This is a genomic window from Streptomyces sp. NPDC046862, from assembly GCF_040704615.1.
Lineage (GTDB): Bacteria > Actinomycetota > Actinomycetes > Streptomycetales > Streptomycetaceae > Streptomyces.
Window position 1 is genome coordinate 107,351 of record NZ_JBEYXP010000015.1, and the last position, 23,692, is coordinate 131,042.

The 23,692-nt window shown below is 69.3% G+C and carries 23 protein-coding genes and 1 pseudogene; 12 read left to right on the forward strand and 12 right to left on the reverse strand.

All coding sequences use genetic code 11. The features are described 5' to 3' along the window. Window positions 1-17: 17 nt before the first annotated feature. Window positions 18-953: a M56 family metallopeptidase gene (locus AB0959_RS18810; protein WP_366827518.1), complete on the reverse strand. Its 936-nt coding sequence runs from the start codon at window positions 951-953 to the stop codon at window positions 18-20. 15 nt (window positions 954-968) lie between these two features. Then, window positions 969-1,346 (reverse strand): BlaI/MecI/CopY family transcriptional regulator, encoded by a 378-nt coding sequence (locus AB0959_RS18815; RefSeq protein ID WP_366827519.1) that lies wholly within the window; start codon window positions 1,344-1,346, stop codon window positions 969-971. A 156-nt stretch (window positions 1,347-1,502) separates the two neighbouring features. Between AB0959_RS18815 and AB0959_RS18820 the strand changes: the two genes are divergently transcribed. The 3 genes from AB0959_RS18820 (at window position 1,503) to AB0959_RS18830 (ending at window position 4,297) form a co-directional block, all read left to right on the forward strand. Further along, window positions 1,503-2,138: a DedA family protein gene (locus AB0959_RS18820; protein WP_366827598.1), complete on the forward strand. Its 636-nt coding sequence runs from the start codon at window positions 1,503-1,505 to the stop codon at window positions 2,136-2,138. After that, window positions 2,135-3,352 (forward strand): glycosyltransferase family 4 protein, encoded by a 1,218-nt coding sequence (locus AB0959_RS18825; RefSeq protein ID WP_366827520.1) that lies wholly within the window; start codon window positions 2,135-2,137, stop codon window positions 3,350-3,352. Before AB0959_RS18820 ends, AB0959_RS18825 begins: the two co-directional genes overlap by 4 nt. Before the next feature lie 108 nt (window positions 3,353-3,460). Then, a complete protein-coding gene (locus tag AB0959_RS18830) occupies window positions 3,461-4,297 on the forward strand; it encodes an undecaprenyl-diphosphate phosphatase (protein ID WP_366827521.1) in 837 nt (278 codons plus the stop codon). 403 nt (window positions 4,298-4,700) lie between these two features. Here AB0959_RS18830 and AB0959_RS18835 read toward each other — a convergent pair whose 3' ends face one another. Continuing rightward, a complete protein-coding gene (locus tag AB0959_RS18835; RefSeq protein ID WP_366827522.1) occupies window positions 4,701-5,234 on the reverse strand; it encodes a GNAT family N-acetyltransferase in 534 nt (177 codons plus the stop codon). Between the two features lie 467 nt (window positions 5,235-5,701). On the opposite strand from AB0959_RS18835, the pseudogene AB0959_RS18840 reads away from it, so the two are divergent. The 5 genes and pseudogenes from AB0959_RS18840 to AB0959_RS18860 all read left to right on the forward strand — a co-directional run. Beyond that, a pseudogene (locus AB0959_RS18840) lies at window positions 5,702-6,080 on the forward strand (GAF and ANTAR domain-containing protein); the annotation flags it as partial. Between the two features lie 444 nt (window positions 6,081-6,524). Beyond that, a complete protein-coding gene (locus AB0959_RS18845) occupies window positions 6,525-7,121 on the forward strand; it encodes an ATP-binding protein (RefSeq protein WP_366827523.1) in 597 nt (198 codons plus the stop codon). Between the two features lie 650 nt (window positions 7,122-7,771). Next, window positions 7,772-8,959 carry a protein kinase gene (locus AB0959_RS18850; protein ID WP_366827524.1) on the forward strand — a complete coding sequence of 396 codons (1,188 nt, stop codon included), beginning with the start codon at window positions 7,772-7,774 and terminating at the stop codon, window positions 8,957-8,959. Window positions 8,960-9,698: 739 nt separating this feature from the next. Next, on the forward strand, window positions 9,699-10,067 hold the full coding sequence (locus AB0959_RS18855; protein ID WP_366827525.1) for a hypothetical protein: 369 nt from the start codon (window positions 9,699-9,701) through the stop codon (window positions 10,065-10,067). A 285-nt stretch (window positions 10,068-10,352) separates the two neighbouring features. Beyond that, on the forward strand, window positions 10,353-11,456 hold the full coding sequence (locus tag AB0959_RS18860; RefSeq protein WP_366827526.1) for a hypothetical protein: 1,104 nt from the start codon (window positions 10,353-10,355) through the stop codon (window positions 11,454-11,456). A 626-nt stretch (window positions 11,457-12,082) separates the two neighbouring features. Here AB0959_RS18860 and AB0959_RS18865 read toward each other — a convergent pair. Then, on the reverse strand, window positions 12,083-12,997 hold the full coding sequence (locus tag AB0959_RS18865) for a DUF1963 domain-containing protein (protein WP_366827527.1): 915 nt from the start codon (window positions 12,995-12,997) through the stop codon (window positions 12,083-12,085). Between the two features lie 331 nt (window positions 12,998-13,328). Between AB0959_RS18865 and AB0959_RS18870 the strand changes: the two genes are divergently transcribed. Together AB0959_RS18870 and AB0959_RS18875 are read left to right on the forward strand one after the other, a co-directional pair. Continuing rightward, complete coding sequence (locus AB0959_RS18870; protein WP_366827528.1) at window positions 13,329-13,634, forward strand: hypothetical protein; 306 nt, start codon at window positions 13,329-13,331, stop codon at window positions 13,632-13,634. Window positions 13,635-13,636: 2 nt separating this feature from the next. After that, window positions 13,637-13,987, forward strand: a complete 351-nt coding sequence (locus AB0959_RS18875) for an extradiol dioxygenase (protein WP_366827529.1) — start codon at window positions 13,637-13,639, stop codon at window positions 13,985-13,987. Between the two features lie 203 nt (window positions 13,988-14,190). On the opposite strand, the gene AB0959_RS18880 is transcribed toward AB0959_RS18875, so the two are convergent. Together AB0959_RS18880 and AB0959_RS18885 are read right to left on the reverse strand one after the other, a co-directional pair. Continuing rightward, window positions 14,191-15,087, reverse strand: a complete 897-nt coding sequence (locus AB0959_RS18880; protein WP_366827530.1) for an arginase family protein — start codon at window positions 15,085-15,087, stop codon at window positions 14,191-14,193. 318 nt (window positions 15,088-15,405) lie between these two features. Next, window positions 15,406-15,612 (reverse strand): DUF6083 domain-containing protein, encoded by a 207-nt coding sequence (locus AB0959_RS18885; protein WP_366827531.1) that lies wholly within the window; start codon window positions 15,610-15,612, stop codon window positions 15,406-15,408. A 131-nt stretch (window positions 15,613-15,743) separates the two neighbouring features. Here AB0959_RS18885 and AB0959_RS18890 point away from each other — a divergent pair, with 131 nt between their 5' ends. Next, window positions 15,744-16,469: an IS5 family transposase gene (locus AB0959_RS18890; RefSeq protein WP_366827532.1), complete on the forward strand. Its 726-nt coding sequence runs from the start codon at window positions 15,744-15,746 to the stop codon at window positions 16,467-16,469. Window positions 16,470-16,489: 20 nt separating this feature from the next. Here the strand turns inward: AB0959_RS18890 and AB0959_RS18895 are convergent, their stop codons facing one another. Further along, complete coding sequence (locus AB0959_RS18895) at window positions 16,490-17,089, reverse strand: YdcF family protein (RefSeq protein WP_366827533.1); 600 nt, start codon at window positions 17,087-17,089, stop codon at window positions 16,490-16,492. Window positions 17,090-17,294: 205 nt separating this feature from the next. On the opposite strand from AB0959_RS18895, the gene AB0959_RS18900 reads away from it, so the two are divergent. After that, window positions 17,295-18,260, forward strand: coding sequence for an SMI1/KNR4 family protein (locus tag AB0959_RS18900; protein ID WP_366827534.1), 966 nt, complete (start codon window positions 17,295-17,297; stop codon window positions 18,258-18,260). 71 nt (window positions 18,261-18,331) lie between these two features. On the opposite strand, the gene AB0959_RS18905 is transcribed toward AB0959_RS18900, so the two are convergent. The 5 genes from AB0959_RS18905 to AB0959_RS18925 form a co-directional block, all read right to left on the reverse strand. Beyond that, window positions 18,332-19,045 (reverse strand): hypothetical protein, encoded by a 714-nt coding sequence (locus AB0959_RS18905; protein ID WP_366827535.1) that lies wholly within the window; start codon window positions 19,043-19,045, stop codon window positions 18,332-18,334. Between the two features lie 8 nt (window positions 19,046-19,053). After that, window positions 19,054-19,197, reverse strand: a complete 144-nt coding sequence (locus AB0959_RS18910; RefSeq protein ID WP_366827536.1) for a hypothetical protein — start codon at window positions 19,195-19,197, stop codon at window positions 19,054-19,056. A 56-nt stretch (window positions 19,198-19,253) separates the two neighbouring features. After that, window positions 19,254-21,959, reverse strand: coding sequence for an amino acid adenylation domain-containing protein (locus AB0959_RS18915; RefSeq protein ID WP_366827537.1), 2,706 nt, complete (start codon window positions 21,957-21,959; stop codon window positions 19,254-19,256). A gap of 96 nt (window positions 21,960-22,055) precedes the next feature. Beyond that, window positions 22,056-22,880, reverse strand: a complete 825-nt coding sequence (locus AB0959_RS18920) for an SDR family oxidoreductase (protein WP_366827538.1) — start codon at window positions 22,878-22,880, stop codon at window positions 22,056-22,058. Between the two features lie 45 nt (window positions 22,881-22,925). Next, window positions 22,926-23,621 carry an alpha/beta fold hydrolase gene (locus tag AB0959_RS18925; RefSeq protein WP_366827539.1) on the reverse strand — a complete coding sequence of 232 codons (696 nt, stop codon included), beginning with the start codon at window positions 23,619-23,621 and terminating at the stop codon, window positions 22,926-22,928. Window positions 23,622-23,692: the final 71 nt, after the last annotated feature.

Genomic DNA, 23,692 nt, shown 5'->3' on the forward strand with positions numbered 1-23,692 from the left:
GTGGGCTCGTGGTTGGCCTACCAGGCGCCGACGGTTTCCAGCAGGCGGTGGAGGTCGTGGGCGGCTTCGGCGGTGGACAGGGTGGTGGCGGTGAGGACGGCTGCGGTCGCGGCGGAGAGGACGGGGTGGCGGCTCAGCGGCGGAGCCAGCAGGGCAGCCACCCGGCGGGGCACGGGGCCCGCGCCGCCGAGTGGGGGGTGGTGGCCGCGAATGCCCAGGGCGGCGTCCGGTGTGTGGGGATGAGTGTCGTGGGTGGCCAGCGCGGCCTTGCCGACGGTGCGGGCGACGCGGGTGCGGTCGCCGGTGGCGGCGGCGGCATTCTCGTCGGCCCAGCGTTCGATGGTGTAGGTGACGGCGGTGGCCAGCGGGCGCAGCAGGGGGTTGGCGGCGGCTCCCAGCTGGGCGAGTGCGACGAAGGCGTAGTGGTGGGCGGTCAGGTGAGCACGTTCGTGGGCGAGCAGGATGTGGCGCTCGGTTTCGTCCAGGGTGCGCAGCATGCCGGTGGAGACGACGACGCGGCCGGGCAGGCCGGGGATCGCGAAGGCGTCGGGGGCTTCGTCCTCGACGACGACCAGGCCGTCTTCGGCGGGCATGCAGGCTGCTTGCAGGGCGGCGGCGGCCAGGGTGCGGGCGCGCCGCCAGAGCATGCGGGCGGCCATGAGGACGGCGCCGCCGAGCAGGAGGCCGGCGATCAGGGCGATGGACAGTTCGGCGGGGTCGTCGAGCTGTGCGGTGTGGGCCGACCAGTGGCCGAGGCCGGCCAGCTGGGGGAAGCGGATCAGTCCGGTGACGGCCAGCATGCCCAGGCAGATGGTGGTCGCTGTGCCCAGCACAAGGGCTGAGGCGGTGAGCAGCCAGGTCGCCAGGCGGGGTTCGCATCGCTCCGACAGGGGACGTGCTCCCAGGGGGGCGATCAGACAGAGCAGCAGGGGGACGTAGACGGCGATGCGCATCTGGGCGGCCTCTCCCTACTGGTCGGGGCCGAGCAGTTGGCGCAGCAGGTCCGCGTCGGTGGTGGACAGGCCGTCGGCGAATCGGGCGAGGACGTCCTGGCGGTCGGATCGCTCTTCCAGGACCGAGTTCATGCGGCGGGCGGCGAAGCCGGGGTCGTCGGTTACGGGGGCGTAGGCGTAGGCACGGCCGCGCGGGGTGCGGGTGAGCAGTTGCTTGGCGTGCATGCGGGTGAGGATGGTCACCACGCTGTTGTAGGCCAGCTCGTTGCCGAGGCGTTCGGTGACCTCGCGGGGGGTCAGCGCGCCGTCGGCCTGCTGCAGCAGTTCGAGGATCTCGGCCTCGCGTGCCCCGTTGGGCCGCTTGGGGCCCTGTCCTGGCGTGCGGGTGCCCATGCGTTTGGCTTCCCTTCCTCTATCTCCTACACTCGTGTAGGACTCCTACACCGGTGTAAAAGCCCCTGTGGGCCAAGTGTGCCATGCGCTCGTACCCAGGCAGAACTCTGCCCTGGGCGGTGTACGGCCGGAAAGGACCCTGCGGTGCCCAACCTGATGGATACCGCCCCACTGCTGACAGCGTTCGGCACGGCGGGCGTTTTCCTGGTGCTGTTCGCCGAGACCGGGCTACTGGCCGGCTTCTTCCTGCCCGGCGACTCCCTGCTGTTCGCCGCCGGACTGCTGTGCACGGCCTCGGGCGGCGGCGCCCGCCTGTCGCTGCCCGGTGTGCTGCTCGCCGCCGCGGCCGGGGCGCTGCTCGGCGCCCAGAGCGGCTGTCTGATCGGCCGCCGCGCCGGACGGGCCCTGCTGGCCCGTACCCGCAGCCGGCATCTGAGCGCCGGCGTGCTGCGAGCGCAGGGACCGCTCGCCCGCTACGGCCATGGCAAGGCGATCGTGGTCGCGAGGTTCATCCCGGTGGTGCGGACCGTGCTCAACCCGCTCGCCGGGATGGTCCGCGTGCCCGCCCGCACCTTCGCGGTGTGGCAGGTGGCCGGCGGTCTGGTGTGGACGGTGGCTCTGGTGCTCGGCGGCTACGCCCTGGGCGCGAGCATCCCGAACGTCGACCGCTACCTGCTCCCGATGGTCGGTGCGATCGTCGTCCTCTTCCTGCTTCCCGTAGCCCTGGAGCTGCCGCGCTCGCGCCGCCGCACCCGTGCCGGCGCCGGGCCGTCCCGGGAGCTGACCGCATGAAGATCACCTTCCTGATCCACAACGTCTACGGGATCGGCGGCACCATCCGCACCACGCTCAATCTCGCCGCCGCGCTCGCCGACGACCACGAGATGACCATCGTCTCCGTGCTGCGCCATCGCGCCCGCCCGCGTTTCGCGATCGATCCACGGGTGACGGTCGTGCCCCTGGTCGACATCCGCGCGGACACCGGCGACGCGGCTGATCCGCTGCTGCACCAGCCCGCCCGGGTCTTCCCTGCCGCCGAGAAGCGGTACAAGCAGTACAGCCGCCTCACCGACCAGCGGGCCGAGGAGTACCTGCGCGGCTGCGAGGCTGACGTGCTCATCGGCACCCGGCCGGGCGTCAACGTCTACCTGGCCCGCTTCGGCCCCTCGCGCGCGCTGCGCATCGCCCAGGAGCACCTGACCCACGACAGCCACAGCAAGAAGCTGCGCGCCCACCTGGCCCGCCGCTACCGCGCACTGGACGCGGTGGTCACCACCACCGAGGCGGACGCCGCTGTGTACCGGAGGAGGATGCGCCTGCCGGGGGTTCGCGTCCAGGCGATCCCCAACAGCGTTCCCGATCCCGGACTGCCGCCCGCCGACGGGACACCCAAGGTGATCGCCGCAGCCGGGCGACTGGTGCGTGCCAAGCGGTTCGACCTGCTCATCGAGGCGTTCGCCGAAGTCGCCCTCAAGTACCCGGACTGGACGCTGCGCATCTACGGCGCGGGAACCGACCAGCGGCGGCTGAAGCAGCTGATCGACCAGCAGGGCCTGGACGGGCAGGCGATGCTGATGGGCGCGGTCTTCCCGATCGAGGCCGAGTTCGCGAAGGCGTCGATCGTCGCCTCTGCCTCCGAGGCCGAGTCCTTCGGTATGACGCTGGTGGAGGCGATGCGGTGCGGCGTGCCGGTGGTCGCCACCGATTGTCCGCTCGGCCCCGCCGAGATCATCCACGACGGCGTCGACGGCCGCCTGGTCCCGATGGGCGACCGGCAGGCGCTGACCGCCGCGCTGTGCGACCTGATCGCCGACGAGCCGCTGCGGCGTCGTATGGGCGAGGCCGCACGCACCAGCGCCGCCCGCTTCGATCCCGTCCGCATCGCCGACGCCTACGAGGAGCTGTTCGCCGACCTCGCCGCCACCCGGCGTGTGCGCGCCTGGCAGCGCAGCAGGGCCCGCTGGCGCGGCCGGGCAGGCCGGGCCCTGCGCCGGCTGCGCCGCTGACCCCGCACGCACTTCGGTCAACGGCCAGTCGGGCCATCTGCGTCGACGCGTCCACCCACACCAACACTCGCCCCCAGCAGGTATCCACTCACGCGGAAACGGACCCAGATGAGTGTCATCAGCGTCGGCCAAGCCGCCGTTCTCGGAATCGTCGAAGGTCTCACGGAGTTCCTCCCGGTCTCCTCCACAGGCCACTTGAAGATCACCGAGGGGCTGATGGGCATCCCGGTCGACGACACCTCGGTGGTCGGCTTCACCGCCGTGATCCAGGTCGGCGCGATCGCCGCGGTACTGGTGTACTTCTTCAAGGACATCGCGCGGATCGTCTCCGCCTGGGGCCGCGGCATCGTCAACCGGGAGGAGCGCCACCACCACGACTACAAGTTCGCCTGGTGGGTCATAGCCGCCACCCTCCCGATCGTCGCGGTGGGCCTGGTGGCCAAACCGCTCATCGAAGGGCCGCTCGCCTCCCTGTGGGTGGTGGCCGGATCGCTGATCGCCGGTTCTGGTGTGATGTGGGCGGCCGACCAGACGGGCCGGCACAAGCGTGGCGAGGACGACACCGGCTTCAAGGACTCGATGCTCGTCGGCAGCTCGCAGATCCTCGCGCTGCTCTTTCCCGGCTTCTCCCGCTCCGGCGCGACGATGTCCACCGCACTCGCCCTGGACCTGGACCGGCTCACGGCCACCCGCCTGTCGTTCTTCCTCGGTATCCCCGCGCTCACCGGCTCGGGGCTGTACGAACTGAAGGACGCCGCGGGCGCCGGGGTCGGCGGCGCGCCGCTCGTCGTCGCAACCGCCGTCTCCTTCGTCGTCGCCTACGCCTCCATCGCCTGGCTGTTGAAGTTCGTCGCCCGGCACTCCTTCAACGCCTTCGTCGCCTACCGCATCGCTGTCGGCGTGCTGCTGTTCGGCCTGCTCGGCAGCGGGGTCCTCACCGCATGACCAACCCGTGCACCCACACCCCGCCGGACCTCGCTGCCCAGCGCCGCCCGGCACGGCGAATCCCCTGGCTCGTTGGTTCCCACCGCCTACGCGGCGGTGCAGCTCGCCTTCGTGGTGCCGCACCTGGGCCTGGGTGGGACGAGGCGGTGGACGTCTCCCACTGCGGCCATTGACCGGCTTCCCGCCGTCGAACCTCCGCTCACCCGCCAGCGCTGGAAGGTTCGAGATCGGAGGCGCCTGGCTTGTTGAATCTCCTTGAAAATGGCTCTGGCCGCAGTTCCGTGAAGGCGCAGGTCAGGGGCGAGATGCAACATCCTTCGCCGGGGTGTCCGCTCCGTGGCGATCAATCGGGGACGTATGGACCGTGGTCGGCTGTCTTGTGATGATCGATGGCGCGGCCGGTTCATGCCTGGAACTCGGTGAGGTCGATGGTGTGACAGCGCAGCGGATAGGCGTACACCGGGTGCGCCGCCTCTCGCTCGGGCACCATGCCGAGCTTTCGGATGACGTTCTCGGAGGCGTCGTCACCCACCCGGTTGATGCTGATGATGCGGTCAAGGCCGCGGTCCTGGAGCGCGAACTCCAGCGTGGCGTGGGCGGCTTCGGACGCGTATCCCTGGCCCCAAAACTGTGAGCCGAGCCGCCAGCTGATGGCCACGCCGGGCAGTACCTCCGGCAGGAACTCGGGCACGGACAGACCCGTGAATCCTGCGAGTTCGCCCGAGGCCAGCAGCTCGACGGCGAAGAGTCCGAAGCCCTCCTCGTCCCACTCCTCCTCCCACTGCTCGATGGCCTCTGCCGTGTAGTCCAGGTCGCGCACCGAGCCGTCGTCGATCCAGCGCATGACTCGCGGGTCCGCGTTGATGTCCGCCATAGGCGCGAGGTCGTCATCATGCCAGCGACGGAGGAGCAGGCGGGGTGTGCGGATCTCGGTCATGGCGCCCATCCTGCCGAAGGCAGAGGCCTCATAGGTAATCCGGCGCTCGCCCGTGCTGTCGCTCCGGGACCGCACGGCATCAAGTCGCCTGCACCACACACCGTGACGGATCAAACTTCGGGCCGACGGCCGGGCAGATGGCATGCCGCTTCGGCAGTGCGGTCGAGAGGTACGACCGATTCGGCGGCAGCCTGCCGCAGCGCCAAGATCGTTCACGGAATCGCGGTCACAGCCTTGAGAATTCCCAGCCTGCTCTTCGTCTTCACTTGGTTGCGGGCTCAACCAGGGGGCACGTCTGCCTGATGGCTAGCAAGAACCAGGGACTTCGCGGACGGCCAAAGGGGCCGCAGACCGGGCTTTGGGCAGCACTTTCCGTTCTCATCGCCGCAGAATGTCGATGAGAACTGACACCGCGGAGAGAGGTCGTACGCCCGGGTGTCCACTCGTCTGGCCAGCCGACCTCGCAGCGGTACGCCGCTCAGGCCCGCAAGCTCGGCGTGGGCAGCATGACCGGTGTCCTGCTCTACACCGACAAGGACGACTTCGGCGCGCTGAACCTGTACGCACGCCGCCCCGGAGCCTTCGGCAAGGGCATCGAGACCGCCGGCTGGCTGCTCGCCTCCCACGCCGCCGTCGCCCTGGCTGATGCCCGCACCATCGACCAGCTCGAACACGCCATGCAGACCCGGCACGCCATCGGCGAGGCCATGGGCATCCTCATGGAACGCCACCGGCTGAACCGAAGACGAGACCTTCAACGTGCTGCGCCGCATCTCCCAGCACCACAACATCAAGCTGCGCGACGTCGCCCAGCGGGTCCGGGACAAGCCCACCGACCCGGCCTGATCACCAGCCCGAGCGCCGCTCTGACGCGATGCCTCGGCGGTGCGTACCTTACGGAGCGTTGACGAGTTGGGAGGCCGGAGGGGGAACGGGACATGCAGGCGACGGGGGAACCTGCCCGCCCCCGCAGGCAACGACCCGCTCACGGGGGGGAAAGCGGGCCTTGCGAGGCCGTTGTCACCGCTCACCGGTTACTGCGCACCGGGCGCCGCACGTGTCACACCCTCACAACCACCACGTCCACCCGGCCGCCCACAACACCCTGCCCGTGGCGCTCAGTCGGCTCATCGCACCCGCCACAAGGAGGGCGGCACGCCTCAGCTGGAGCAATCGCATGATGTCGGCGGGACGTTCGCCCCAGCATCAGCAGCGGTGTGCGCGGTCCAAGCCCGGGTATACGACTGCGAAGGCCGCCGAGGATGCGGTGAACACAAAGAAAGAGCGCCCATGGTCATCCCGCTTGGGAAGCAGGCGGTGGATCAGCAGGGGCAGGGCGAGCACGGCACGCTGCGTTACAGCACGGCCTGGGCCGAGGACACGGTCCGCGCTGTGGACGCGCGCCGAGCGCTACACGCCTTTCTCGCCCATGCCCACCGCTCCGCCCGCGCCCCCGTGCCCACACCTGTCGCTATGGATGCCGAGCTCGTCGTCAGCGAGTTGGTCACGAACGCCCTCCAGCATGCCCCTGGCCCCTGCGGGATGACCCTGCAGCTGTCCAGCGCCGCACTGGTGATCACCGTGTGGGACACCTCCCGCGAGGAACCGGTGCTCAGGAGAAGCGACCGGTACCGTGTCGGTGGCCACGGACTGCGCCTCGTTCACATGATCAGCGACAGAGTCGCCGTCGTACCCCACGCCACGGGAAAGCAGATCACCGCCCTGCGTCTGATACCGCACCACGGCACCACCCCTCGCAACAGAACGCCCGGCGGCCTGGACGCGCCGGGCGAGGGCGCGGTTGTTGCCCGACATGATCTTCGTCGCCTGGAACACAGAATCGTCCTGCCCACCCATTGGGCGGCCACATCACGGCAGACACCATGACCGCACACTCCCGCTTGGTCATCAGGCGGAGACGCACTGCGCCTGCGCTGCACACGCTGCAGATCAGCCGGTCCTCAACCTCTGCAGGACGCCATCCCAGTTGCCCCTGACCGGAAAGAAGACGCCTGTAGTCAGCCTCGGCACAGATGACGGTATCGGCGCTCACGGCGGGGCCAGAATCAGGGAAGCACCTTACGGACAGCCTGCCATGGCAGAGCGAACGCTATGGGGCGTGTCGACGACCAGCGGGCCGCTGACCAGGTACGACGTGCCGATCTCTCGATCCAGAGGCCCACTCGCAGGCTGGGGCCAGGCTGCAAGCACCACGGCGTGCCCCGTCGACGGCTCGGGTTCATGCCGGTTCTGCTGCGCATCGTCTCGCGCGTGTGACGCCTGCGGCGCCCGGTGCGCTGTAACCGGTGGACCACCCAACCAGGTCCTGTCGTGTTCGCTCGTTTCCCCCGGTTGGGCGAACACGCACTCTGGGGTCGGGCAGTGCACCCCGTCGTCTGACCGCCTCGCGCAAGACCGGCACTCCGCACGTCCGGGCCGATTCGCTAGGCTCATCGCCCGAAGCGCCGCAACCCAGTCCATAGCAAGATGAATTGGGCGTCACTGTGGGTGCTGCCGTCCGGGGAAGAAGGGTGAGGGTGCGGGTGCTTCTGGCGGATCGGTACCACTTGGACCAGCCGCTGGCTCGCGGCTCGATGGGCGAGGTGTGGCGAGCCACGGACCAGGCCCTCGATCGCGCGGTGGCGGTGAAGCTCCTGCGCGCGCACGACGAGACGGACGCCGAGCGATTCCGTCTGGAGGCACAGACCGCTGGCTGCCTCAACCACCCGCACGTGGTGAGCGTGTACGACTTCAGCTCCCACCACGGTCGGCCCTACCTGGTCATGGAGCTCATCGACGGCTGGACCCTTCGCCAAGAGCGTGTTCTGCGGGCCCCGCTGCCCCCGCACGAGGCGGCCGGTATCGCCGCGCAGATGGCGGCGGGCCTGTCCGCCGCGCACGATCAGGGCGTCATCCACAGGGACATCAAGCCCGCCAACGTGATGCTCACCGCTGACGGCACCGCGAAGATCACCGACTTCGGCATCGCCCGTTTCGCAGACGACGACGCCCATACCCTCACAGCCACCGGAAAGATCGTCGGCACCGCCGACTACCTCGCCCCGGAACGCGCCCTGGGGCGTGCCGCCCAACTCGCCTCCGACGTCTACTCGCTGGGCTGTGTGCTGTACGAACTACTCACCGGCAGACCACCGTTCCAGGCTGCGACCATGCACGCCGTCGTGCAGCAACACGTCGATGCCACCCCTGTCCCGCCCACCCGGCTGCGCCCCGACATACCCGGTCCCCTGGCCGATTTTCTCCTGCGCCTACTGGCCAAGGACCCCGCGCACCGCCCCACCGCCAAGCAGGCAGCCGCCTCGCTCGCCGGGCTACGGCACGAAGAGCACCCTCGCGAAACCATCCCCCGGCCCGAACCACCCGCCGCCACGACTGCGACCCGCGTCGCACGCGCCCAAGCAGCGCACGCACGCCCCCGCGGTCGCCGCAGAGGCCTGTCGAAAGCCCTGCTGGGAGGCACAGCGGTGCTGCTGTGCGCGGCAGCGACCGCTCTCGGCACCTCGCTGAACTCCGGTGACGGCGCCCCGTCCTCTCCCCTTCCGACAGGTACCCCGCCGACCGAAGCGGTTCCCCTGTCCGACGCACCCTCGACGACGCCGTCGCCCTCCACGGCATCTCAACCACGTGAGGACCGCGACGTCAGCAGGGAGAAGTCGATTGACGAGCAGCGCAGGAAGGGGAAGGAACAACACGGAAGAGACTGAGAGGCAGGGAAGCGGACGCCGATGGACCAGGCGGCAGTCAGCCCTGACGCGGGATGCGGCTGCCGGCTGCCGGCTGCCGGCTGCCATACGGAAGCGCCACCTTGCCCCAGTCCCAAGGCAACGATGGGTGCGCGACGGTGCGGTCGCCGTCGTGACGAGCGCCCTGCTGGGCTGCATCGCCTTCGCCTCCATCCGCGTGGCACACCCAGCAGCACGACACACCCGATCCCATCCCCAGCGCCAGCACTCACCAGCCACCGGCGCACCCGGGCCAACAGCGTCCTACGGCCGGGCCCAGCACGACACCGCCCACGCCCGCCAAGCGCCCCGACACGGCCAAGAACGTCCAGGCGCACTGCCGCGCCCACGAGCGCGTCAAGAACCGAGGCCACGCCCTGGACGCCACGGCCTGGCAACGCCTCATCCAGGCCGCAGGCGGTGAACAGCAGGTGGCGGCCTACTGCGCTCAGACGACCGGCTCAGCAGACAAGACCAACCCGTCGCCGCCGCAGGCGAACAAGACCGGCAAAGGCCAAGGCAAGCCGAGCACCAAGAGCAAGCCGTCGAAGGGCTCCTCCAACCATCCTTAGGTGACCCGCGATCTGAGGCACGTCCGGCCCTTGTATGCGGGCAGGTTCGACCTTGAGTAAGCTGCGAGCGGCCCCGCGGCCCTCCCCCACCCGCCGGTTTGCATCATCCGGCTGCGCGCACCGGCGGGCCCACGACCTGGGGGACGCACGTGAGCACAACACCGCCGAGAAGACCCACACCTGAAGAGCTCGTGGAGCACCTCGCCCACGTCGGCCGGGCCCTGTGGGCGGCCACGCACCTGGGCGATCCGACGCCGGCGGTGGCCCGGTTGCGCGACCGAATGGACCAGCCCCGACCCGGCGACCTGGTCATGGAGGTCACGCAGTTCGCCGCTGATGCCTTCGATCCAGACAGCGTCGGCCGCCTGGTGCGGATCGAGCAATGGTCGGGATGGCCCACACGATCCGTGATTGAACCGCTGCTACGCCCCGGGGAACAGCGCGACGGGCTGGACGTGTCCCTCATCGCCCTCCCCGACCAGCCCAGCTACGCCCACTGGACCGAACAGGCTCTTTAACGGTAGCTCCCCGAGCCGGAGCCGGCAGGGCGGTGCCAGCTGCTCGTCGCGTCATTGCCTGTTCCCGACCCTCGTGAGGACGTTCCGCGAGCGCGCCAAAATCTGTCGACAAGCAGGTGCGCGATGGAGAGAATCCAGGCCCATGATGCCTGTCATCGAACCCGCGCTTGCGGAGCTCGCGGTGCGTCGCCCGGATCCGGCGGCAAGCCGGTGAGGGGCGCTGCGTTCCCCGTGCTGTGGCTCTGCGGTCCGCCAGGAGTCGGTAAGACCACGGTCGGCTGGGAGATGCACGCCCACCTCATACGGGCCGGGATCGAGAGCGGTTTCGTCGACATCGACCAGTTGGGGATCTGCTATCCCGAACCTGCGGGGGATCCAGGGCGGCACCGTATGAAGGCACGCAACGTTGATGCGGTGGTGGCCGGTTTCCGGGCGGTCGGCGCCCGGTGTCTCATCGTTTCGGGTGTCGTCGATCCCGCCCGCGGAGTGCACGTCGATCAGATTCCGCAGGCCGCGGTGAGGGTCTGCCGCCTGCGTGCCGACCGGGAGGCCCTTCGCCAGCGGTTCACCGGCCGCGGAGGTCCTGCCGAGTTGGTCGACGAGGTGCTGCGGGAAGCCGACGCCCTGGACGCGAGCACCTTCGCGGACGCCTGCGTCGACACCAGCGGTCTGCCGGTGAACGAGGCTGCACGGCGTGTCGGGGAGCGAACCGGCGGATGGCCCGCCTCGGCCCTGGACCGGTCAGCTGACGCCCTCGGGCCGTCGGCGGTCACCGCTGTGGGCAGGAGCCCGGCCACGGCGCAGGCAGAGCCTTCCGCTGATCTTCCTGTTCTGTGGCTGTGCGGCGCGACCGGCGTCGGCAAGTCGACGGTCGGCTTCGAGGTCTATCAAAGAGTCCTGGGCGCGGGTGCCACCGCCGCGTATCTCGATCTCGACCAGCTCGGCTTCTGCCGCCCGGTTCCGGATGATCCCGCCCACCACCGGGTCAAGGCCCGCAACCTGGCCGCCGTGTGGCGGACTTACCGTGCGGCCGGGGCCCAGTGCTTGATCATGTCCGGCCCGGTCGAGGACGAGGCCACGGTCAAGGCGTACGCCGACGCGATTCCTGCGGCCGAGCTCACGCTGTGCCGACTGCACGCCGGACGGCAGCACCTGACGGAACGCATCATGTCCCGTGGACAAAGCGGCAGTTGGGCCCAACCGGGCGACCCGTTGCGGGGGCAGTCCGTCACACACCTGCTCCACGTCGCCGACCAGGCGGTGGCATCGGCCGCCGCCTTGGAAGACGCCGGGATCGGTGATCTGCGCATCGACACCGCCGGACATACCGTCGACCAGGTAGCCGATGCGATCACCGCCGATGCCGCCTTGCCGGGGCTGTGCACCTAGTGATTTCGTCCAGGTGGCCGGCCGATGGCGCAACCCCAGTGAGAGCGCCCGATCCCCTCGCCCCCCCACCCGGGGCCTGTCCCACCCACTCACTTCTCTCTTCTTTCCTGATGTGGGGCGTGGTCCGAGGGGGGTAGAGGGCGGCCGGGTTGCCGGAGGGGATTACGGCTCGACGGGGGCGTTGTCGCTTCGTGACGGTTGGTTGGGCCTTCGTGGTCGGTGGTCGGTGGTCGGTGGTCGGTGGTCTGGTCGGGGCTGGCTGCTGCTGTGACCAGTCAGCGCGGCGCCGATCAGCCAGTGCCGCACCGGACAGGAAGCGAGCGGATCCGTGATGATCGGTGTGGACGCGGGCGGCGGGGACCGGATAGCGCTGGCCGAGTTGGCGCAGTACCGGATGGCTGGTGGGTGGGATCGGTCCGCCGATCCGCTCGCAGACAGGAGGACGTCGTGCCGAGCAGGTACGACGCTCGGCTTTGCGTTCCTGGCCGTGGCCAGGAACGCAAAGCCATGCCTGTGTGTCACCTGTCCCGGGACAAGCTGCCCCTTGTTCCAGGGCGTTGCGCCCGGACTGCGTCGTAGCGCGGCGATCGGCGTGCGTCGCGGGACGTACGCCGACGGCGCGCCGCCTATTCGGTGAATGCGGTGAAGGACAGTGCCTTGTCGAATCGACCGGCGGCGAGGTCGTCGTGGCGGATCAGGAAGCGTGCGTGGTGGACGTCGTCCGGCCCGAACTGGGCAAGCGGCACCCACTCGCGCATCACCCGAAGAGCCTCTTCCTCCAGGCGCAGATCCCATTCGTCCGGCGGGACGACGAGTTCGCCGGCCTTTTCGCGTGCCTCAAGAATGTCCTCCGCCATCGCGGTCTCTGGGGTGGTGTACATGTTGTCGGTGGAAAGCTCGCCGATGCCCATGGAGTACCCGCCGAGATAGACGGCGGTGCCGTTGCTTTCTGGCCAGAGTTCTGCGGCCAGAGCGCAGAGTTCCTTCAGGTGTGCCAGGTTGCGAGCCAGGTGCTCCTGGTTGTCGGACCGCGAATCCTCATCGTCCTCCTCGAACCAGCTGGGCAGTTCCGCGGTGACTGTGGCGAAGAGGTCGTACTCCCGGCCGACGAAGTCGAGCGTCATATCGCAGAACATCTCCTCGTCGTGGTCGGGCTCCTCCACTGTTGCGGTATCGGTGCCGGCCGGTACATACACAACCCGCGCGAACTTCTGCTCGTCGGCGACGGAACAGGTGTCGTAGGCCCACTCGTGGTGCAGGAAGAGGAGCAGCGAGCCATCCGCCGGCAGGGCGAGGCCGTCGACTCTGGGAAGCGCCGCACAGTCGAAGGAGGCGACGAACGGCAGCGGCCCGTGCTCGGAGGTCGGCCACTCCATGCCCACCGGCAGCCGGGGTAACCCGCCGCTTCGCCCGACCGGAACGCCGTTGGGGCGCTCGCTTGTCCAGATCGCGAAACGCAGGAACTCGGCGAACTTGCTGACCTCATCCTCTGGGATGCCCCGCTCGATCGCCTCGCGATGGAATTGACGGTGATAGTCCATGGCCGGGCATGGTACCTACCCGCAGGTGGCATGCACCGCCAGCCAACCGAACTCGCGCCGCACACCTTGGTCGCGCAGGGCCACGCGTGCCTCGTCCGGCAGCGGTACCGGACCGATGCCCCCGGGCCCCACCGGGACAGCCGCGCCCGTTCCCGGTCGGAGACCGCACGTGCCGCGGCAGGACCGACAGCAACAGCAAGACGCCGACACCACCGAGGCAGGCCAGCGCGACGAGACCAGGTAGATCAGCGCGGAGACGTGAAGAAGTCGATGGACATGCTCCGCCGGAAGCTGCCCGAGCGGTGATGTCGTTGCGTCATACCGTGGGGCCGTGACGACACCTTCCGACGAGCCTGCCGGACCTGAGTCGGTACCGGTGCCGGTACGGGTCGTGCTGCTTACCGATCGTCTCCTCGGCACCGGCCAGCAGGAAGTCGTCGCGCGGCTGTGGAAGCGGCGGCAGTTCGAACGGCGCCTTCCGAATTTGGAAGGCGGCTCTGTCGCTCGTGTTGCCCCGATGTCCGTTGGCCCTTCAAGTCAGTCGCTGTGTCATCGAACCCAGTCGACGATTTTCTCGACCTTGGTGTGCCAGGATCCCGGGGACACGACCGCCAGCACGTCGATGGACAGGGGCTAGCCATGATCAGCGGTGCACATGTCATCCTCTACAGCCAGGACGCCGAGGCGGACCGTGCCTTCATCCGTGACGTCCTCGACTTTCCCGGCGTCGACGCGGGCGGCGGCTGGCTCATCTTCAAGCTGCCCCCGGCCGAAGTCGCAGTGCACCCGACCGATGGCCCGCCCCAGCACGAGTTCTACCTGATGTGCGACGACCTTGACTCTCAGCTCGGCGAGTTCCGCGCCAAGGGCGTCGAGATCACCCGCCCGGTCAGCGAACAGCGCTGGGGCAGACTGACTGCGATCCGGCTCCCCAGCGGCGCCGAACTTCCGCTGTATGAACCGCTGCACCCCATCGCCCACGGCCTGTGACCCCACCTGTCCCGTCTCGGCCGAACTGGTCCCGGTCTCAATCGATCGGGTCCGATTCACTCACCATCGCTGGTGAACTGGTCCGCCATCGGTGCTTTGGAGGGCACGCTTGTGGACACGGTAATCTCGCTCCTTCGTTCTGGTTGCCGACCTCGATATCCACGGACCAAGCTCATGGACCTGCTGACCAGGCCCGCTCCCGGTCAGAGGCGGGTGAAGGCCGTCTGGAGGAGGTCGGCGAGGAGGGTCGCGCAGGAGCCGTCGGGGTCGAGATCGGGATCGTAGATGGTGAGGTTGAAGCCGACGCACCGTTCCGACCCCACCAAGGTCCGTAGCAGCGGGGCGAGTTCGTCGGGCATGAGCCCGCCGGGGTCGGGGCTGTCGACGGCGGGCATGACGGACGGGTCCAGCACGTCCGCGTCCAGATGCACCCAGAAACCCTCGGTCACGGGCACTTCAAAGGTCTGCAGAACCGCTCCCGCCAGTTCCTCGGCGCCCCACTCCCGGATCTCCCCGACCGTCGCGTTCGTGATCTTCAACTCTCTGAGCTCGGCCCGCTCTTCGTCGTAGTCCCGGATGCCGAAGATCCGTACATCCTCGTCCCTGATATACGGCCGCAGCCCTTCGAGGTCCGTCAGGTCCGTCTGGCCACGGCCGGTCGCGATGGCCAGCTCTTCGCCGCCCGCGGCACCGATACGGTCGGAGTTCCCGGGGTGCCGAAAGTCCGCGGATCCGTCGATGACGGCGAGTCCGTACCGCCCGATGCGGCGGAGAGCGAGCGAGGCACCGAGCTGGATGGAACAGTCCCCGCCCAGGACAACCGGGAAGTCTCCTGCCCGGACATGGTGCTCGATGCGGTCGGCGAGCTTGCAGGTGTACGTGGCGATCGCCTCAGCGTTGAACACGCCGTCGCCCTCCCTCCAATCGCCGCGGTCGTAGCGGGGCGGAACGACGACTCCGCCCTCGTACGCCCCGAGCCGCTGCACCAGCCGCTGCTCCCGCAGCGCGCCCGCCAGCTTGTAGCACCCAGGCACGCTGCCTTCGGTAGGCGGCCGGAGGCCGAGATTGGACGGAGCGTCAATGACAACGAGACGGCGCATCCGGCCATTCTGACCGCGCGCGGCGGCACGGGCCACAACGTTTCGCCCCCCCCAACGCAACCAACGCTGGCAGCCACCTGCGGAAGCGGAGCGTCCCACGACGAGCTCCGGCGCCGTCCGGGTGCTCAGCACTCGCTGACGCTGAAGGCGGGCACCCCTCTTCACCGCCCCCAACGCGAGGGCGGATGGGCGCAGTCGAACCGTGCTCGGCGAGGTAGCGGCACAGCAGGATTCGCACGACGGGACGGGCGGGGGCGTCGGCGTCAGGGGCCTGTCCGCTGGCGGAAAGAGGGGCGGGGGTGAGAGCGCCGGCGTCGGTCAGACGGCGGGTACGGACGGCCAGTTGGCGGCGGATCGTCTCAAGGTAGGGGCCGGTTCGGCAGGTGAGGGTGTGGCGGGGCAGATCACGGCGTGCGGGATGCGGCACCAGGCGCTGCCGTCGCCGTGGGGATAGGCGATGCCGCCACTCAGGTGCCAGCGGCAGGGTTCGGGGACGTGAGCGGCGGTCAGTTCGGCGGGGGGCAAGTCAGCCAGGAAGCCGCGGCATCTTACCCACTTGTCGACTGCGACTGGTCTGGACTGGACTGGACGGGGCGGACGAGCAGCGAGGCGCTAAGAGCTCCTACCGAAATGATGGTTGGATCACTCCACGACCGATGATCTCGCGGCATCCGGACCGGCTCGTGTTCCAGGGCATCCTGTTCGTGCTACATACCGGCATCGCGTGGGAGCACCTGCCGCAGGGACTCGGCTTCGGCTCAGGCATGACCCGCTGGCGTCGTCTGGCTGAATGGACTGAAGCCAGGGGCTGGGCCCGTCTGCACGAGGTCATCCTCGCCAAGCTCCGCAGCGCGAACGCTCTGGACTTCTCAAGGGCGGCGGTCGACGGCTCCCCCATCCGAGCGTTGGAGGGGGAACAAAGACCGGACGAAGCCCTGTCGACCGAGGCAGGGCGGGGCAGCAAACACCACCTGCTCACAGACGCGCCCGGCATCCCACTCGCCGCCACCCTCACCGGTGGCAACCACAACGACGTCACCCAGCTGATCCCGCTCCTGCAAGCTGTGCCGCCGGTGCGGGGCAAGCGCGGCCCGCCCCGACGTCGGCCTGACGTGCTGCCGGCCGACCGCGGTTACGATCACGACAAGTACCGCCGTCTCGTCTGGGATCTCGGCGTGAAACCGCTGATCGCCCGCCGCGGCACCGAGCACGGCTCCGGCCTGTGCACCCAACGCTGGGCCGTGGAGCGCTCGTTCGCCCATCTGCCCTGCTTCCGCCGTCTGCGGATCCACTGGGAGTTCCGCGACGACATCCACGAAGCCTTCCTCATTCCGGGATGCAGCATCATCTGCTGGCCTGGGCTCAAGAACCACCGTGCCTGACACCAAGCGACAGCGGCTGGCTACGGCGAGACCTTCCGTTCGTCGGCCTTGAGACCGCGGAGTGTCCAAAGTCCGTACAGAGCCAGCAGCGGCTTGACGACCATCCACTCGCCAGCGCGGTAGTCATCCGCGTGCACCAGCCTCTCTGCAAGATCGGGGCGTTGCCGCCGCAAGTACGCGCGGGCCTTGAGCGCATGAGCCGGCTGAGAGGCGATCTTGATGCGGTCCACGTCTTCAAGCAGTGGGATTACGTTCGTGATGTTCTCCCACGTCGTCGCGCTTTGGTCTTCGAGGAGCACCGTGCCGTCGAACTCAAGCACCGACTTCGCGTAGTCAGCCATCAGCTGGGCCTCCGTGGTGCCAGTGCCCGTCGCGCCGCCACTGAAGATCACGCAGGTCCCATGCACGCCGTCAGCGGCGATAGAGCGAATTCCAGCACGGACTCGCCATCGGTTGATCAAGTTCGCCGTCGCTTGGGGATTGCGGTACCCCAACACCACCACGGCCACCGAACCGCCCCCGCTTTCCCCCACGAGAACTCGAGACCAGCGCCAGTTCAACCACTCGCCCCAGGCCAGGGCTGCAACCCCAGCTATCGCCAATCCTGTCCTTCGCCGCATGCGGCGACTCTAGGGCACCTCAGTACCGGGTCGCGAAGGAACCAGCCGCGCTACAAATGGCGCATTCTGTCAGGACCTCTTGGCAGCTGTACCCGGAAGCTCCCGCCACCGCCTGGCTGACCCGCGCACCACCCGCCGGTGAGCGGTGACGGCCTACGGTGTGACGGGAACCGTCCTCCATCCGACCAGCAAGGAGCACCAGGCTGTGAAGGTCGAAATCCAGCCGGACGTACGCGACATCGCCGCCCAGCTCGGGGCGGGCGTTCCCTACGCGCTGAAGGCCCTGGCCGGCCAGCTGGCAGACGACCCCGGCATGGGCCGGCCCTCGGGGTTACCCGGCGTCCTGACCGTGACGGTTGACGGTAACATGTTCGAGGACTGCCCCGACCTGTCTGTCGGCTACATCCGCGAGCCGGACCGGATCGAGATCCGGTTTCTGAGAGCGACCCCCTCCACCGAGCCCTCCACAGATGCTCAGGAGCAAGAGCAAGAGCAGGAACAGGAACAGGGACAGGGCCGGGACCAGCCTGGCGACCCTGCCACCGCCGCGGTCACCGTACGGGAGGTCGCCGAGGCATGGCGGCGCATCACCGGCTGGCTCAAGCGCAACGCCCCTGGCTCCTACGCTGCGCTCCGCGCCGGTGCCAGTCCCGCCGCCGTCGCAGCCCTGGAAGAGGACCTCGGCATTCAGATACCCGTTGAGCTGCAGGTCCTGTGGCTGCTGACGGCGGGCGACGACGGGGGTGATGGCTGGGGATGCCTCCCGGGCAACAGGGCGCTGATGCCCCTGGATGCCGTGGCAGCCTTCTACCGGCTGATGATGGACGCCCAGGCCCGCGAGGACACCCTCAACGCCGACCGCTCCGAAGACGACCGGATTACCGTGTGGAAGGCAACTTGGATTCCCGTGGTCGCCTTGGGCCCGGCTGACAGCACCTCGGGCCTGTACCTGGATGCTGCGAGCGGTTACCTGGGCCGCTGGTCTCGCTATAACGAAGGCCCTGGCGAAGTGCTGGATACGTTGGTCACCTACCTGGAAGAGACTGCCGACATGCTCGACTCCCCCGCCCTGGCCACCCGGGACAAGCCCGGTCTGATCGGTGGGGCGCTGGTGTGGCTCAGCAGTATCGACCCGGCACAGGAAGGCCGATGGCAGCCCCTGACCGGCTGACCACGAAAGAGAAGGGGCCAGCCCGCAGGGGGCTGGCCCCTTTGCTGCTTCATCTGCTGCCTCAGGCCGCGTCAGCCGATCTTGCGCCAGGTGCAGGAGGTCGCGGTTGACGTGCAGTGCTCGAATCCGGGAAGGGTCACGAAGAAGCCGTCACCGTCCAGCATCCGCCACGCCGGGGCCGGGAACTCGTTGAATGCCATCTGGTTCTGCACGCGCGGGATTGCTGCACGCCCGCAACGTTCCGTACCGGTCGGCCCCTTCGTCGCCGTGCGGGTGTCCGCGAGGAGGCCGAAGTTCGCCGAACCGTCCCCCATCTTGTCGGTGAACAACTGGGCGCACTCGGTGCCCTTCTTCACCAGGTTCGGGTTCGGATCCGCCGTGGTCCCCGGGTAGCCGCCGGACTCGTGTGTCGAGGCCATCGCGAACCCGTCGCAATCGACCGTCCCCACCGAAGTGTCGGCCGGGTGCACGCTCCAGGAAGAGCCGGTACCACACACGACGTTACGGCTGTTGTCCGACGTCCACGTATTGCCGGCGCTGTTCTTCACCGCCTCCCGTACGCTGGGAATCCCCGAGTTTCCGACGTCCGCCGTCGCGGTCGCGGTGCTACTGGCGTCCACGCGCACGGTCACCGACCAGCCGAGGTCGATTCTCTCCTTGCCCGAGCCGTTCCAAGTTGTCGCGCGAGTGCCCCACCTGCCGTCGGTGTAGGCGTTCCAGTCGCTTGCGTCCCAGTAGGCGTTGTCGCCCGCCGCGTTGTCGAAGTCGTCGGCCCACCGAATCACCGAGCCGATCATCTGGCCAGCAGGGGTTGATGGGGTTTCAGGTGCGCCGGTTCGGCCGTCGCCTGCTCGGCGTACTGCTTCTCCTCGAACTCGATCGGGCTGAGGAAGCCGAGCCGTTCGAACGTGTGGCGAAGACGCGGCCTCGCACGCACTCGGTCTTGATCAGCCTGATGCCTGAGTGTCGCCGAATGCCTCTGATCGCTTCTGGTCACTTCCGGGGGTGCTCGTCCATGGCGCTGAGACTCGCCACCGTTCCCCGGACGGTCGGGTGCCGGTACAGCTCTCGCAGCCGCAGGGACGGCAGACCGCGGGCCCGCAGGGCAGCACCGATACGCACGGCGGACAGGGAATTGCCGCCGAGTTCAAAGAAGTCGTCGTCCAGGTCCACGGCCACGCCCAGCACATCGCTCCAGATCTCCGTCACGCTGGCTGTGAGGTCATCGGTGGCCGCAGCGGCCGGGGCCCCGTCCCGGCCCGATGGGGGCAGGGCGGCGGGCGCGGGGAGCTTCGCCGCGTCGAGTTTGCCGTTGGCCGTCAGCGGGAGTGCGTCCAGTGCGGTGACGGTGGCGGGGAGCATGTACTCGGGCAGGATGCCGGCGGCCCGCTCACGCACTCCGGCGGGGTCTCCCCCGGACGACAGGGTCACGTAGGCGTCGATCCTGGCCGTGGCGGCGCCCGCCGGGTCGTCGCGGCGTACCAGGACGGCCGCGGTGCGCACGTCGGGGTCCTCCAACAGAACGGAGCGGATCTCGTCGAGCTCGATCCGGAAGCCGCGGATCTTCACCTGGCTGTCGATCCGGCCGAGGTGGTCGAGCCGCCCGTCGGGGCGCAGGCGCCCGAGGTCGCCGCTGCGGTACATCGGGCCGCCGGTGAACAGGTCCGGTACGAACCGCCGGCCGGTCAGCTCCTCCTGACCCAGGTAGCCGAGCGCCACGCCGGCACCGCCGACGCATATCTCGCCCGCCACGCCGGGCGGCAGCAGCCGTCCGGCCGGGTCCACCACGTACAAATGCCAGCCGGGCAGGGTGCGCCCGACGGAGCGGGTGGCGGAGAGCGCCAGTTTCCGGGTGAGAGTCTGCTCGGTGACATGGACGGTGGTCTCCGTGATGCCGAACATGTTCACCACCCGACAGGACCGTTCGGGGTGCCGGTCGAACCAGGGCAGCAGCATCCGCGTGTCCAGCGGCTCGCCACCGAAGACGACGAGCCGCACGGACACCTCGGCGTGGTCGACGTCCAGGAGCTGGGCGAAGGCCGACGGGGTCTGGCTGAGCACGGTGACCTGCTCGGCGACGAGCAGATCGCGGAAGTGGTCCGGTTCACGGGAGACGAAGTACGGCACCACGACCAGCCGCCCGCCGGTCAGCAGGCAGCCCCAGATCTCCCACACCGAGAAGTCGAAGGCACTGGAGTGGAACCAGGTCCACACGTCCGCTTCTGAGAACCCGTACTCGTCGCGGGTCGCGTCGATCAGGGCGATCACGTTGCGGTGGGGTACGACGACGCCCTTGGGCCTGCCGGTGGAGCCAGAGGTGTAGATGACATAGGCGGCAGCGTCGGGTGAGGGGGCCGGAGGGCTCGTGTTCTCCTCCGGCGCCGGCCCCCCGCCTCGCGTCTCGTCCACCAGTTCGTCCGGCGTCACCCGCACGCAGTCCGCCGCGGCCGGGAACTCCGGGAGCCGGGTGATCACGACGCCCAGACCCGCGTCCCGTGCCGTGTGGGCTAGCCGGTCCGCCGGGTAGTCGGGGTCGACGGGTACATAGGTCGCGCCGGCCATCAGCACGGCGAGCAGGGAGACGACGAGTTCGGCGGAGCGCTCCAGACACACACCCACGCGATCACCGGTACCGACTCCACGTGCTCGCAGGCCGTATGCCGAGCGGGTGGCCCGCTCGTCGAGTTCGCGATAGGTCAGGTCCGTGTCGCCGTCGGTCACGGCGATGCGGTCCGGCGTCGCCGCCACGATCCGGGCGAACGCCCCGGGCACGCTCACCGGCCTGGTGGTCAGGGAACGGGGCGGTCGGCCGAGCGCCGCCGTGCGGGCGCGCTCCGCCTCGTCGAGGAGCTCGACGTCGTCCGGCGGAGTCCGTGGGCGGTGCTGGACCTGCTGGTGTACGTGCACAAGGTGCCGTACGAACTGGGCCGCGATCTCCGCGGAGAAGTGACTGCCCAGATGGTCGCAGCGCAGCCGCCGCCCGCCCGAGTCCCGGAGGACGGAGACGGTGAGCGGGAACGGCGGCGCGAGGCAGGGCACATACTCGGTCTCGCCGTCGCCGGACAGGGCGGTGCCGTCCGAGGTATCCGAGGTGTGGTCGGCGTCGTCGGTGAAGAGCAGACCTGTGAGTGCGGGGCCCGTCGCGGAGGTGGGCGTCGACTCGCCGAGCGTGGCGGCCGGTTCGACGGTGAAGCTGCCGTGGTCGGTGCCGATGACCGCTGGGGTGGCGGGGTCGTAGCGGCGCAGCGTGACGGCGAGTGCCGTGAGCCAGCTTGCCTCGTCGCCGCCATCGTCCAGGGCGACGACATGGGGAGTGCTGGGGCCGTCGCCGCCCAGCCCCCAGGCCGGAGCGGGTGTGGCCGGGGACGCCGCAGGTGCCGCAGGGGTGTCGCTCGGTGCCACGGACTTCCCGGCTGCCAGCCGGTCGAGGGCCGTACGGTCCCAGCGCCCGCGCGGGGCGACGACGATCAGGTCGGACAGGCCGTCGGCATAGCGCAGGAGGACTCTGCGCGGATCGCGGCTCGGGCGGGCGAGTTCGGTGGCGCGTCGGCGCTCGGCCAGCGGGTCCGTCGCGGCCACGGGGACGTCTTCGGTCCACAGCCCCGGCCCGCGGACGGGGTCCGGGGAGCGGCCCGACCGGACGCGCAGCGCGTGGCAGTGGGTCGCGTGGAGGAGTGGATCGGACAGCGACGCGGACACGGGCCGTACTCCTTGCTGTTCCTGCTATTCCTGATGCGTTTGTTGCTCTTGTTGCTCGTGTTGCTCTTGTTGCCCTGATTTGTTCGGGCAGATGTCTCAGCGGGCGCTGAACCCGCCGTCCACGGTCAGGACCGACCCGGTGATGTGCCGGGACTCGTCCGAGGCCAGGAAGACGACCGCGGCGGCGACGTCCTCGGGTTCGATCAGCGCGTTCATGGGCTGTGCCTCGACGAAGGTCTTCTCGTGCTCGGGGACGGGCACCTCCAGCGCCCTGGCGATCTCGGCGAGCATCCGGCCCTCGGCCGCCGCGTCGTCGCGCACGGACCCCGGGCAGACCGCGTTCACGCGCACCTTCATGGGTGCGAAGTCGAGCGCGGCCCCTTTGGTGAGACCGACGACGGCATGCTTGGCGGCGACATAACCGGCGAAGTGCCGGTAACCGACGAGCCCGGCGGTGGAGGCGACGTTGACGATGCTGCCGGCGCGCCGGGCACTCATCGCCCCGCCTACCTCGCGGATCACTCGCCAGGCCCCGGAGAGGTCCACGTCGATCATCAGGGACCACTCGTCCTCTTCGATCTCGTGCACCGGCTTGCCCGAGGGTGCGGCGATGCCCGCGTTGTTGACGGCGACGTCGATCCGGCCGAACCGGTCCTCGGCACGCGTCACCGCCTTCCGTATGCCGTGGGTGTCGCGGATGTCGGCCACCGCGGTGAGAACGGCCGCGCCGGCGTCCCGGCACAGCGCGGCGGTGTGCTCCAACTGTCCCGGAGTGCCCAGCGGGTAGGGCACGCCCGGCAGGTCGGCGCAGATGTCCAGCAGGGTGAGGTCCGCGCCCTCAGCCGCACAGGCGATCGCTGCTGCTCTGCCGAGTCCGCGGGCGGCGCCGGTGATGAGGACCGACTTGCCATGCAGACGCATCGGGTACTCCGAAGTCGAGAAGGGGCAAGGGGGCGAGGGCGAGGGCTAGAGCGCCTTCGAGGCGATCACACGGACCAGGGCGGATGCCGACTCGGTCAGATACATGTGGCCGCCGGGGATCTCGATGTGTTCGAAGTCGCGGCCGGACGCCGTGTTCCAGGACGCGGCGTCGTCGCGGCCGACCAGGGCATCATCCTCGCCCCGGATGACCGTGAGGGGCGCGTCCAGCGGAAGGGGGGTGCTCGGTACATAGGTCTCGTGCATCTCGACGTCCGCGCGCAGGGTGGGCAGGAGCATCTCGCGCATCTCCGGGTCGTCGAGCGCGGAATGGCTGTAGCCCGCGAACTCGGCGACGCGGGCGAGGAAGTCGTCGTCGGACAGACCGGTGGCACGCTGTTCACGGCCCTGGCCGGGGTGCGGCGACCCGCTGACGAACAGGTGGACGAGCTCGACGCCGGGCTCGGTGACCAGCCGGTGTGCCAGTTCGTAGGCGAGCACGGCACCGAGGCTGTGCCCGAAGAGGGCAACCCTGTGCTCGCCGTGGCCGAGTCGTTCCCGCAGCTGGGGCAGGAGCCCGTCGACGGCCTTGTGCACGTCCCGGTGGGGCTCCTCGTCAATCAGCCTTTCACGGCCGGGCAGTTGGAGCGGCACGACCTCCAGCGCCTCCCCGGCCAGGGCAGTCCAGGGGCGGTAGAACGAGGCGCCCGCTCCGGCGTACGGAAGGCACACCAGCTTGGTCATGTCGGTCGAGTCTGTCGGGTCATCCGTGGGCATGGCTGCCGGTCTCTCCTCGCGGGGGACGTTGGGGGGCT

What these genes read in the sequence shown, in the direction of transcription:
- AB0959_RS18845 (WP_366827523.1), top strand. Translation starts at nt 6,525, where the DNA reads ATGGTCATCCCGCTTGGGAAGCAGGCGGTGGATCAGCAGGGGCAGGGC.
- AB0959_RS18815 (WP_366827519.1), bottom strand. Translation starts at nt 1,346, where the DNA reads ATGGGCACCCGCACGCCAGGACAGGGCCCCAAGCGGCCCAACGGGGCA.
- AB0959_RS18860 (WP_366827526.1), top strand. Translation starts at nt 10,353, where the DNA reads ATGCACGCCCACCTCATACGGGCCGGGATCGAGAGCGGTTTCGTCGAC.
- AB0959_RS18825 (WP_366827520.1), top strand. Translation starts at nt 2,135, where the DNA reads ATGAAGATCACCTTCCTGATCCACAACGTCTACGGGATCGGCGGCACC.
- AB0959_RS18810 (WP_366827518.1), bottom strand. Translation starts at nt 953, where the DNA reads ATGCGCATCGCCGTCTACGTCCCCCTGCTGCTCTGTCTGATCGCCCCC.
- AB0959_RS18920 (WP_366827538.1), bottom strand. Translation starts at nt 22,880, where the DNA reads ATGCGTCTGCATGGCAAGTCGGTCCTCATCACCGGCGCCGCCCGCGGA.
- AB0959_RS18830 (WP_366827521.1), top strand. Translation starts at nt 3,461, where the DNA reads ATGAGTGTCATCAGCGTCGGCCAAGCCGCCGTTCTCGGAATCGTCGAA.
- AB0959_RS18835 (WP_366827522.1), bottom strand. Translation starts at nt 5,234, where the DNA reads ATGACCGAGATCCGCACACCCCGCCTGCTCCTCCGTCGCTGGCATGAT.
- AB0959_RS18880 (WP_366827530.1), bottom strand. Translation starts at nt 15,087, where the DNA reads ATGCGCCGTCTCGTTGTCATTGACGCTCCGTCCAATCTCGGCCTCCGG.
- AB0959_RS18925 (WP_366827539.1), bottom strand. Translation starts at nt 23,621, where the DNA reads ATGACCAAGCTGGTGTGCCTTCCGTACGCCGGAGCGGGCGCCTCGTTC.
- AB0959_RS18895 (WP_366827533.1), bottom strand. Translation starts at nt 17,089, where the DNA reads ATGCGGCGAAGGACAGGATTGGCGATAGCTGGGGTTGCAGCCCTGGCC.
- AB0959_RS18875 (WP_366827529.1), top strand. Translation starts at nt 13,637, where the DNA reads ATGATCAGCGGTGCACATGTCATCCTCTACAGCCAGGACGCCGAGGCG.
- AB0959_RS18865 (WP_366827527.1), bottom strand. Translation starts at nt 12,997, where the DNA reads ATGGACTATCACCGTCAATTCCATCGCGAGGCGATCGAGCGGGGCATC.
- AB0959_RS18820 (WP_366827598.1), top strand. Translation starts at nt 1,503, where the DNA reads ATGGATACCGCCCCACTGCTGACAGCGTTCGGCACGGCGGGCGTTTTC.
- AB0959_RS18890 (WP_366827532.1), top strand. Translation starts at nt 15,744, where the DNA reads ATGATCTCGCGGCATCCGGACCGGCTCGTGTTCCAGGGCATCCTGTTC.